10 protein-coding genes are annotated in these 10,030 nt (G+C 62.9%); 9 read left to right on the top strand and 1 reads right to left on the bottom strand.

Annotated features, from left to right (window positions below):
• A partial coding sequence (locus AWB68_RS50135; protein ID WP_235028756.1) for a hypothetical protein occupies positions 1-195 on the bottom strand: 195 nt, incomplete at its 3' end.
• Here AWB68_RS50135 and urtB point away from each other — a divergent pair.
• From urtB to AWB68_RS39560, 9 genes are all read left to right on the top strand, one after another.
• Positions 194-1,825: an urea ABC transporter permease subunit UrtB gene (gene urtB, locus AWB68_RS39605; RefSeq protein WP_087649647.1), complete on the top strand. Its 1,632-nt coding sequence runs from the start codon at positions 194-196 to the stop codon at positions 1,823-1,825. The two genes, AWB68_RS50135 and urtB, sit on opposite strands and share 2 nt — an antisense overlap.
• 1 nt (position 1,826) lies before the next feature.
• Complete coding sequence (urtC, locus tag AWB68_RS39600; protein WP_087649646.1) at positions 1,827-3,023, top strand: urea ABC transporter permease subunit UrtC; 1,197 nt, start codon at positions 1,827-1,829, stop codon at positions 3,021-3,023.
• Between the two features lie 59 nt (positions 3,024-3,082).
• On the top strand, positions 3,083-3,886 hold the full coding sequence (gene urtD / locus AWB68_RS39595; RefSeq protein WP_200828928.1) for an urea ABC transporter ATP-binding protein UrtD: 804 nt from the start codon (positions 3,083-3,085) through the stop codon (positions 3,884-3,886).
• A gap of 768 nt (positions 3,887-4,654) precedes the next feature.
• A complete protein-coding gene (gene urtE / locus AWB68_RS39585; protein WP_087649643.1) occupies positions 4,655-5,347 on the top strand; it encodes an urea ABC transporter ATP-binding subunit UrtE in 693 nt (230 codons plus the stop codon).
• Between the two features lie 42 nt (positions 5,348-5,389).
• Positions 5,390-6,253, top strand: coding sequence for an urease accessory protein UreD (locus tag AWB68_RS39580; protein WP_087649642.1), 864 nt, complete (start codon positions 5,390-5,392; stop codon positions 6,251-6,253).
• A gap of 187 nt (positions 6,254-6,440) precedes the next feature.
• A complete protein-coding gene (locus AWB68_RS39575; protein WP_087649641.1) occupies positions 6,441-7,241 on the top strand; it encodes a transporter substrate-binding domain-containing protein in 801 nt (266 codons plus the stop codon).
• 33 nt (positions 7,242-7,274) lie between these two features.
• Positions 7,275-7,952, top strand: coding sequence for an amino acid ABC transporter permease (locus AWB68_RS39570; protein WP_087649640.1), 678 nt, complete (start codon positions 7,275-7,277; stop codon positions 7,950-7,952).
• A complete protein-coding gene (locus AWB68_RS39565) occupies positions 7,949-8,599 on the top strand; it encodes an amino acid ABC transporter permease (RefSeq protein WP_087649639.1) in 651 nt (216 codons plus the stop codon). Before AWB68_RS39570 ends, AWB68_RS39565 begins: the two co-directional genes overlap by 4 nt.
• A complete protein-coding gene (locus AWB68_RS39560) occupies positions 8,586-9,305 on the top strand; it encodes an amino acid ABC transporter ATP-binding protein (RefSeq protein WP_087649638.1) in 720 nt (239 codons plus the stop codon). Before AWB68_RS39565 ends, AWB68_RS39560 begins: the two co-directional genes overlap by 14 nt.
• Positions 9,306-10,030 lie beyond the last annotated feature (725 nt).

The following is a 10,030-nucleotide window of genomic DNA, read 5'->3' as shown; positions in this document are numbered from 1 at the left end:
AAAGCTGCTTTCTTTGCTTACTTTCTTTGCAGCAGCAAAGAAAGTGAGTCCCGCCCCGGACAGGGGCAGAGCTAATAAACCGCAAAGAATACAAGTTTCATAGAAGCCCGAGCGCATCAAACGGTGTAAGCAACCCCACCCAACCCAACCCACCCCACCCCAAGCGCCAGCGACCATCACCCGAAAGGCCATCATGACAGGTTTCACAGGAAACACCCTGCCCCGCGCGGCCCGCCGCATACTCCTCGCGCTATTGATCGCCTGCGCGCCGCTCGCCGCCTTCGCGAGCCTCACCGCCGATGATCTCGCCCCGCTCGCCGCCGACGACTTCGACGCCAAGGCCGCCGCCATCGACAAGCTCGTCGCCAACGCCGATGCGCCCTCTGTCGCGGTCCTTTCCGCGCTCGCCGACGGTTCGCTCGTCGCCACCGACAAGGGCCGCGTCCTCCTGCAAACCGACGACGGCAACAAGGACCCGCTGACCGGCAAGATCGTCGAGGCGCCCGATGCGCAGTCGATCACGCTGAACAACCTGCTGCGCGCGAAGGTAGCAGGCGCATTGTCGGCGCTGCAACTCGCATCGACCGATGTCGCGAAACGCCGCGAGGCCGTCGCCGCGCTGCTGAAGAACCCCGATCCCTCGATGAAGCCGCTCATCGACCGCGCCCGCGCCGCCGAAACCGACGCGGACCTCAAGAAGCGCCTCGACACGCTCTGGGCCATGACCGCCCTGCACGACGCCGACGCAAAGAACCGCCTTGAAGCGGTACAACTCGTCGTCGCGCGACACGACCTCGACATGAGCGAACTGCTGCGTCCGCTCGTCGCGAAGAAGCCGGACGGCACCTTCAATGAAAGCGACGATCGCGTGCGCGCCGCCGCGCAGGCAGGCATCGAAGACCTCGATTCGATCCAGCGGCGCGGTCAGATCGCGGGCACGGTGTTCGCGGGATTGTCGCTCGGCAGCGTGCTGCTGCTCGCCGCGCTCGGCCTCGCGATCACGTATGGCCTGATCGGCGTCATCAACATGGCGCACGGCGAGTTCCTGATGATCGGCGCGTACGCCACCTATGTCGTGCAGAACCTGGTGCAGCACTACGCGCCCGCCGCGTTCAACTGGTATCCGCTCTTTGCCGTGCCGGTATCGTTCGTGGCCGCTGCGGCGGTCGGCATCGTGCTGGAACGGCTCGTTTTGAAGCACCTCTATGGACGCCCGCTCGAAACTCTTTTGACGACCTTCGGCGTCAGCCTGATCCTGATTCAGGCCACGCGCACGATCTTCGGCGCTCAGAACGTGCAGGTGACGAACCCGTCGTGGATGAGCGGCGGCGTCAATGTCATGCAGAACCTGATCCTGCCGTACAACCGGCTGACGATCCTTGCCTTCTCGCTCGCCGTCGTGTTCATCGCGTGGGCGGTGCTCACGAAGACGCGCCTCGGCCTCTTCGTGCGCGCCGTGACGCAGAACCGCCGCATGGCGGCCTGCGTCGGCGTGAAGACGGCGCGCGTCGATTCCTACGCGTTCGCATTCGGCGCCGGCATCGCGGGACTCGGCGGCTGCGCGCTCTCGCAGATCGGCAATGTCGGGCCGGACCTCGGCCAGAGCTACATCATCGATTCGTTCATGGCGGTCGTGCTCGGCGGCGTCGGGCAACTCGCGGGGACGGTGATCGGCGGCTTCGGGCTCGGGCTCATCAGCAAGACGATCGAACCGTTCTGGGGCGCGGTGCTCGCTAAGATCGCGGTGCTGGTGCTGATCGTGTTGTTCATCCAGAAGCGCCCGCAGGGCATGTTCGCCCTCAAGGGCCGCAGCGCGGAGGCCTGACATGACTGCTTCCTCGACCAACGTCGGCGCGAATCTCGACGTCGAACCGCAACCCGACGACCGCGCACGAAAAGAAGGCTTCGCGCTCGGCCTGCCGCCGCGCGCCGCGCTCCTGCCGCGCAACGGCTGGCTCGCGCTCGTCGCGCTCATCATCGCGATGGGCATCTGCGTGCCGGTGGCCGCGCTCGTGCTGCCGGAGACGAGCACGTTCCATCTCTCGGCGTATTCGATGACGCTGATTGGCAAGCTGATGTGCTACGCAATCGGCGCGCTCGCGCTCGATCTCGTGTGGGGCTACTGCGGCATCCTGAGCCTCGGGCACGCGCTCTTCTTCGCGCTCGGCGGCTACGCGATGGGCATGTACCTGATGCGCTCGATCGGCCGCGAAGGCAATTACCAGAGTGACCTGCCCGACTTCATGGTGTTCCTCGACTGGCACAAGCTGCCGTGGTACTGGGAAGGCACCGAGCATCTCTGGTATGCACTGGCGCTCGTCGTGCTGGTGCCCGGCGTGCTCGCGTGGGTGTTCGGCTTCTTCACGTTTCGCTCGCGCGTGAAGGGCGTGTATCTGTCGATCATCACGCAGGCGATGACCTTCGCCGCGATGCTGCTCTTCTATCGCAACGAGACGGGCTTCGGCGGCAACAACGGCTTCACCGACTTCAAGCGCATCGCGGGCTTCCCGATCACGCATCCGGGCACGCGCACCGCCCTCTTCCTGATCACGTTCGCTGTGCTCGTCGTCGCGTTCCTGGCGGCACGCGCGATCGTCACGTCGAAGCTCGGGCGCGTCGTGACCGGCGTGCGCGATGGCGAGGCGCGGCTGATGTTCCTCGGCTACAGCCCGCTCGCGTACAAGCTTTTCATCTGGACCGTGTCGGCGGTGCTCTGCGGCATCGCGGGTGCGCTCTACGTGCCGCAGGTCGGCATCATCAATCCGAGCGAGATGTCGCCGGCGAACTCGATCGAGATGGCGATCTGGGTCGCGGTCGGCGGACGCGGCACGCTGATCGGACCGATCGTCGGCGCGTTCGCGGTGAATGGCGCGAAGAGCTTTTTCACGGCGAATTTCCCCGAATACTGGCTGTTTTTCCTGGGCCTCATCTTCACGCTCGTGCCGCTTCTGCTGCCGAACGGAATCATGGGCCTGATCGACATGGCGCTGCGCCGGAAGAAGACGGGAGGGCATGCGCAATGACCGCTCACAACGCATTGATCGTCGACTTGCCGCCGATCCCGGAAGCCAGCGAGCGAAACATGAACGGCATCACGGGCCTGGGCCACGTGCTCGCGCCGGGCGAGATCGACATCTCGCACGGCACGATCCTGTATCTCGAAGACGTGACCGTTTCCTTCGATGGCTTTCGCGCGCTGAACAAGCTGACGTTGTCGATCGACGTCGGCGAGTTGCGCTGCGTGATCGGCCCGAACGGCGCGGGCAAGACGACGATGATGGACGTCATCACGGGCAAGACGCGGCCTGACGGCGGCAAGGTCTTTCTCGGCCAGACGCTCGACTTGACGCGCATGTCGGAGCCGGTGATCGCGCGCACGGGCATTGGCCGCAAGTTCCAGAAGCCGACGGTGTTCGAGAATCATCCGGTGTGGGAGAACCTCGAACTCGCGATGAAGACCGACAAGGGCTGGCTTGCATCGTTGCGGGCGCGGCTGGACCGGAGCGCGCAGGCCCGGATCGAGGAGACGCTGGAGCTGATTCGCTTGCAGCACGAGGCGACGCGGCTGGCTGGCGAACTTTCGCATGGGCAGAAGCAGCGGCTGGAGATCGGCATGTTGCTGATGCAGCAGCCTGCCCTGTTGCTGCTTGACGAGCCGGCAGCCGGCATGACGGATCACGAGACGATGGAACTTGCGGAGTTGCTCAACAAGCTGCGCGGCACGTGTTCGATGATGGTCGTCGAGCATGATATGGAGTTTGTTGCTGCGCTCTCCGGGGCAACCGGGAAGGTCACTGTCATGGCGGAGGGGAGTGTCCTGGCGGACGGGACGCTCGATGAGGTCAAGCGTGATGATGCAGTCATCGAGTCGTATTTAGGCCGCTGACGCTTGGGGTGGGGGTGGGGGTGGGGGTGGGGCGGGTGTGATTTACACCGTCTGATGTTTTTGTGCTTCTATGGAACTTGTTTTCTTAGCGGTCTATTTGCTCTGCCCCTGTCCGGGGCGGGACTCACTTTCTTTGCTGCTGCAAAGAAAGTAAGCAAAGAAAGCAGCTTCCCACCGCCAATCCTTGCCATGCGCCTCCAGACCGCTCCCTCTGAGTGGTCCAACCGGGGGAGTGTCGTTAGCGGGGTTTCACCGTTGTTGGCATGTAGAAAAGGCGCGCACGTCGCACCGCGACACGGAGTGGATCAGCAGTCATTCATCCGTCTAGGCACTTCGTGCCGGACGACAGGTCTGCTAGCGGTGGTGAATTGAAGCACGCAGCAAGCACGAACGTAGGATGTAGATATAGCGATGGCGATAGCGATGGGTGTTGGTTTTGCCTGACGGGTGAGCGCGTAGCGCGAGGCCGGATGTATGACTGCTGGTCCACTTCGTATTGGGGTGCGATGCCCGTGCCTCTTCTACATGCCAACAACGGTGAAATCCCGCTAACGACACTCCCCCGGTTGGACCACTCCGAGAGAGCGGTCTGGCGGCGCATGGCAAGGATTGGCGGTGGGAAGCTGCTTTCTTTGCTTACTTTCTTTGCAGCAGCAAAGAAAGTGAGTCCCGCCCCGGACAGGGGCAGAGCAAATAAACCGACATGAATACAAGTTCCACGGAAGTACAAGCGCATCAAACGGTGTAAACACCTCAGGACCCAACCAAATGCTAGAAGTCGACTCGCTAAACCAATACTACGGCGGCAGCCACATCCTCCGCGATGTGAAGATGACCGTCCCCGACGGAAAGCTGACCGTCCTGCTCGGCCGCAACGGCGTCGGCAAAACGACGCTCCTGCGCTGCCTGATGGGCGTGGTGCCGACCAAAAGCGGCACCATCTCCTGGCGCGGCACGAAAATCTCCTCGATGCCGACCTACAAGCGCGTCGCGAACGGTCTCGCCTACGTGCCGCAAGGCCGCGACATCTTCGGGCGGCTCACCGTCGAGGAAAACCTGATGGTCGGCGCGGCAAGCCGCAAGGCGCCATCGAAAGTGCCCGACCGTATCTACGAACTCTTCCCCGTCCTGCGCGACATGAAAAGCCGCCGCGGCGGCGATCTCTCCGGCGGTCAGCAACAGCAACTCGCCATCGGCCGCGCGCTGATGAGCGAACCGCAACTGCTGATCCTCGATGAACCGACAGAAGGCATCCAGCCGTCGATCATCCAGGACATCGGCCGCACGCTGCGCCAACTCGTCGACGAAATGGGCATGACCGTACTGCTCGTCGAACAGTACTACGACTTCGCGCGCGAACTCGCGGATCGCTACTGGGTGATGAGCCGCGGCGAGATCGTCGCGGGCGGCGCCGGCACCGACATGGAAACGCACGGCGTGCGGGAGTTGATCGCGGTCTGATCGAGGACGTACCATGGCGGCTCTCCGCCTCGCTCTGCACTCATGCACCACGCTCCCCACGCAACGCTCCTGCATGCCGACGAATGGCGCGGCCGCCTCGAACTCGGCTTCACGCGGCAACACGCGCGCACGGTCCTCACACATCGCAGGCACGAAGGGCCGCTGCGCCTGCAACGGCCGCTCTATCCCGAAGGCGATGCCATCTGCCACGCGGTAATCGTGCATCCGCCAGGCGGTGTCGCGGGCGGCGACCGGCTTTCCATCGACATCGATCTCGCCGATCACACCCACGCCGTCATCACGACACCCGGCGCAACCAAGTGGTACAAATCGAACGGCAAGCTCGCGACGCAACACATCGGGATTCGCGTCGGCGCGGGCGCGAAGCTCGACTGGCTGCCGCAGAACAACATCGTGTTCGAGTCGTCGAACGTGGAGCTGGAATTCGCGCTCACCCTCGACGACGACGCCACCGCCATCGGCTGGGATGCGATGCAGCTTGGCCGGCAGGCAGCGGGCGAGCGATGGTCGAGCGGAAGGCTCTCGGCGGTGTCGCGCATCAGGAACAGCGAAGGCCGCCTGCGCTGGTTCGAACGCGCCCATCTCACGGCCGAGGATCCGCTACGCGATGCGCCTCAAGGCCTTGCGAACTTCGCCGCCTACGGCACGCTATGGGCGCTCGGCCCCGCGTGCAGCGATGCGCTTGCCGAAACGCTCACCGCCCGTCTCCCCTTCGACGACACCCTGCGCGCCGCCGCTTCCTGCGTCGCGCCGGGCGTGCTGATCGTGCGCGCGGTGAGCCGTTCGATGGAACCGCTGCAACGCGCGCTCACCGACTGCTGGATGCAACTGCGTCCGCTGGTTCACGGCATCGAAGCGAAGCCGCTGCGTCTCTGGACCACGTAGGGACCACGCAGGGCAAGCACCAAAGCAGCGCTTTATTGCGCCCCGAATTTGTGCGTGTTAGCTTCGGGCGAAGCGGCAGATGCTTGCAGGTCGGCTGTGTCCGCGTAATGGCACGAGTCTCGCTTAAGTGATCCGGCTCCAAGTCGCGCCAACCAGAAGACGCGCACAACACACAACAGGATCATCGATGAACCACACGCTTTTCCGCGTGCGCCGGATGGCGCTCGCTGCGCTCGCCGCCGCGCCCCTCTTCGCCCTCGCTCCGCTCGCCGCTCACGCCGACGCACTCGATACCATCGCGAAGAGCGGCACGCTGCGCGTCGCCGTGCCGGAAGACTATCCGCCGTTCGGCTCGGTCGGCGCCGACATGAAGCCTCAAGGCTACGACATCGACATGGCCGCGCTGCTCGCGAAGTCGATGGGCGTGAAGCTCGAACTCGTGCCGGTCAACAGCGCGAACCGCATTCCGTACCTGACGACGAACAAGGTCGACCTCGTGATCTCGTCGCTCGGCAAGACGCCCGAGCGCGAGAAGGTGCTCGATTTCTCGACGGCTTACGCGCCCTACTTCCAGGGCGTGTTCGGCCCCGCCGACATCAAGGTGAGCGGCCCCGCCGATCTCACCGGCAAGACGGTCGGTGCGACGCGCGGCGCGCTCGAAGAAATCGCGCTCACGCAGATGGCGCCGAACGCGACCATCAAGCGCTTCGAAGACAACAACGCGACGATCTCCGCGTTCCTCTCGGGCCAGGTGCAACTGATCGCGGCGGGCAATATCGTCGCGGCCGCGATTCTCGCGAAGAATCCGCCGCGCCGTCCCGAAGCGAAGTTCGTCATCAAGAACTCGCCGTGCTTCGTCGGCACGAACAAGAACGAACCGCGCCTGCTCGCCAAGGTCGATGCGGCCATCGCGCAGGCGAAGAAGGACGGCACGCTCGAAGCGATGTCGAAGAAGTGGTTCGGCCAACCGCTGCCGGCGAGCCTGTAACCCACATATGAATAAAGAAAGGCAACGCTTTTAATGGCCTATGAACTTCAGTTTGGCGATCTCGGGGAATACGTCGGCATGTTCGCGAGCGGTGCCGCGACGACGCTCGGCCTCACGGCCGTGTCGACCGCGCTCGGCATCGCCGTCGGCGTGCTCGGCGCGGCGGGCAGCGACAGCAAGCACGGCTGGCTGCGCGCGCTGGTAAGAGGCTACGTCGAGGCGATACGCAACACGCCGTTCATCGTGCAGTTGTTCTTCGTGTTCTTCGGCTTGCCGGCCTTGGGCGTGCATCTCGACGAATTCACCGCCGCCATTCTCGCGATGACATTGAACCTCGGCGCCTATTCGGTCGAGATCATTCGCGCGGGGATCGCCGCCGTGCCGAAGGGACACCACGAAGCGGCGGCATCGCTTGCGATGTCGCGCGGGCAGATCTTTCGGCACGTCGTGCTGCCGCAGGCGATCGCGAAGGTCTTCCCCGCGCTCGCAAGCCAGATCGTCATCACGATGCTCGGTTCGGCGGTCGTCTCGCAGATCTCGGTGCCCGACCTCACGTATGCGGCGAGCTACATCCAGTCGCGCAACTTCCGTGCGTTCGAGACGTACTTCCTGATCACGGCGTCGTATCTCGTGATGGCGATCGTGCTGCGCTGGCTCCTCAACTCCGCCGGCAAGCGTCTCTTTTCGCGCAATCTGCGAGGCGCGCGATGATCGAATTCTCGTTCGAGCAGATCCTCACGAACCTGTTGCTCGCCGCGCGCTGGACCATCGTCCTGTCGATCGTCTCGTTTGTCGCGGGGGGCGTGGTCGGCTTCGCACTGCTCGTGATGCGCGTGTCGAAGTCGCGCGTCCTGCGCACGGCCGTCAAGTTGTACATCGAGATATTCCAGGGCACGCCGCTCCTGATGCAGTTGTTCCTCGTGTTCTTCGGGTTGCCGCTGCTCGGCGTCGAAGTGTCGCCGTGGATTGCCGCGACGGTCGGCCTCACGCTGTTCACGAGCGCGTATCTCGCGGAAATCTGGCGCGGCTGTGTCGAGGCGGTTCCGAAGGGGCAATGGGAAGCGTCGTCGAGTCTCGCGATGAACTACTTCGAACAGCTTCGTCACGTGATCCTGCCGCAAGCCGCGCGCATTGCGATCGGTCCGACGGTCGGCTTCGGCGTGCAGGCCGTGAAGGACACGGCGCTCGTCTCGATCATCGGCTTTACCGAACTCACCAAAGCCGGCACGATGATTTCAAACGCGACGTTCAAGCCGTTTCTCGTGTATGGCCTTGTCGCCGTGATCTATTTCGTGCTTTGCTATCCGCTCACCCGCTACGCGCGCACGCTGGAAAGGAAATGGAATGCCGCTCGTTGAAACCCGCAATCTCCAGAAGCAGTTCGGTTCGAATCAGGTCCTGAAGGGCATCGATTTTGCGGTCGAGCCGGGACAGGTCGTCGCGATCATCGGGCGGAGCGGCTCGGGCAAGAGCACGTTGCTGCGCACGTTGAATGGACTTGAAAGCATCGACGAAGGCACGATCGAGATCGACGGCGAGCACATGGATGCGCGCCACGCCGATCTGCGCGCGTTGCGACTGAAGGTCGGGATGGTGTTCCAGCAGTACAACCTTTTCCCGCATCTGACGGCGGGACAGAACGTGATGCTTGCGCAGACGGTGGTCAAGAAGGTCCACAAGTCGAAGGCGCGCGCGACGGCTGAAGAGGTGCTGGAGCGGGTGGGTCTTGCGGACAAGTTCGATGCTTACCCCGAGCAATTGTCCGGCGGACAACAGCAGCGTGTTGCCATTGCCCGCGCGCTCGCGATGAAGCCTTCGGTTTTGCTTTGCGACGAGATTACATCGGCGCTTGATCCGGAGCTTGTGGGTGAGGTGCTTGCCGTGGTCGAGGGTCTTGCGCGTGACGGGATGACGCTTATCATGGTTACGCACGAGATGCGGTTTGCGCGGCGCGTGAGTGACAAGGTCGTGTTCATGCATCAGGGGCGCGTTTGGGAGAGCGGCACACCGGAGGAGATTTTCGAGCGCCCGAGCACGATCGAGTTGCAGAAATTTATTCAATGAGCTTGGCGGGTCGCTGGCGCTTGGGGTTTGGGTCGCTGGCGCTTGGGGTGGGGTGGGGTGGGGTGGGGTTGTTGTTTACACCGTTTGATGCGCTTGTGTTTCCATGGAACTTGTTTTCTTAGTGGTTTATTTGCTCTGCCCCTGTCCGGGGCGGGACTCACTTTCTTTGCTGCTGCAAAGAAAGTAAGCAAAGAAAGCAGCTTTCAAACGCCAGCCCTAACCCGTGTTCACTCGCGCTTCAAACGGAGTGGTTCAACCGGGGGAGTGTCGTTAGCGGGGTTTCATCGTTGTTGGCATGTAGAAAAGGTGTGCACGTCGCACCACCATACGGAGTGGATCAGCAGTCATACATCCGTCGTGGCACTTCGTGCCCGACGACAGACCTGCCAAGCAGTGGTACTTTGAAGCATGCAGCAATTACAAAAGCAGCGTGTAGTAATGCGATGTAGCGATGGGTTTCGGTTTTGCCTGACGGGTGAGCGCGTAGCGCGAGGCCGGATGAATGATTGCTGATCCACTTCGTATGGCGGTGCGATGCCCGTGCCTCTTCTACATGCCAACAACGAGGAAACCCCGCTAACGACACTCCCCCGGTTGGACCACTCCGAGAGAGCGGTCTGGAGGCGCATGGCAAGGATTGGCGGTGGGAAGCTGCTTTCTTTGCTTACTTGTATATTGTCCCTAGCGTTCGGAAACTGATCCTTTCTGTTCGCCGGAAGCGGTAG

The sequence above is a fragment of the Caballeronia choica genome (genome assembly GCF_001544535.1).
In the GTDB taxonomy this organism is placed as follows: domain Bacteria; phylum Pseudomonadota; class Gammaproteobacteria; order Burkholderiales; family Burkholderiaceae; genus Caballeronia; species Caballeronia choica.
This window is presented reverse-complemented; position numbering and strand designations above follow the sequence as displayed.

Bases quoted from the DNA above. Each gene is read 5' to 3' on its own strand.
- urtB (WP_087649647.1), top strand. From the start codon at position 194: ATGACAGGTTTCACAGGAAACACCCTGCCCCGCGCGGCCCGCCGCATA.
- urtC (WP_087649646.1), top strand. From the start codon at position 1,827: ATGACTGCTTCCTCGACCAACGTCGGCGCGAATCTCGACGTCGAACCG.
- urtD (WP_200828928.1), top strand. From the start codon at position 3,083: ATGAACGGCATCACGGGCCTGGGCCACGTGCTCGCGCCGGGCGAGATC.
- urtE (WP_087649643.1), top strand. From the start codon at position 4,655: ATGCTAGAAGTCGACTCGCTAAACCAATACTACGGCGGCAGCCACATC.
- AWB68_RS39580 (WP_087649642.1), top strand. From the start codon at position 5,390: ATGCACCACGCTCCCCACGCAACGCTCCTGCATGCCGACGAATGGCGC.
- AWB68_RS39575 (WP_087649641.1), top strand. From the start codon at position 6,441: ATGAACCACACGCTTTTCCGCGTGCGCCGGATGGCGCTCGCTGCGCTC.
- AWB68_RS39570 (WP_087649640.1), top strand. From the start codon at position 7,275: ATGGCCTATGAACTTCAGTTTGGCGATCTCGGGGAATACGTCGGCATG.
- AWB68_RS39565 (WP_087649639.1), top strand. From the start codon at position 7,949: ATGATCGAATTCTCGTTCGAGCAGATCCTCACGAACCTGTTGCTCGCC.
- AWB68_RS39560 (WP_087649638.1), top strand. From the start codon at position 8,586: ATGCCGCTCGTTGAAACCCGCAATCTCCAGAAGCAGTTCGGTTCGAAT.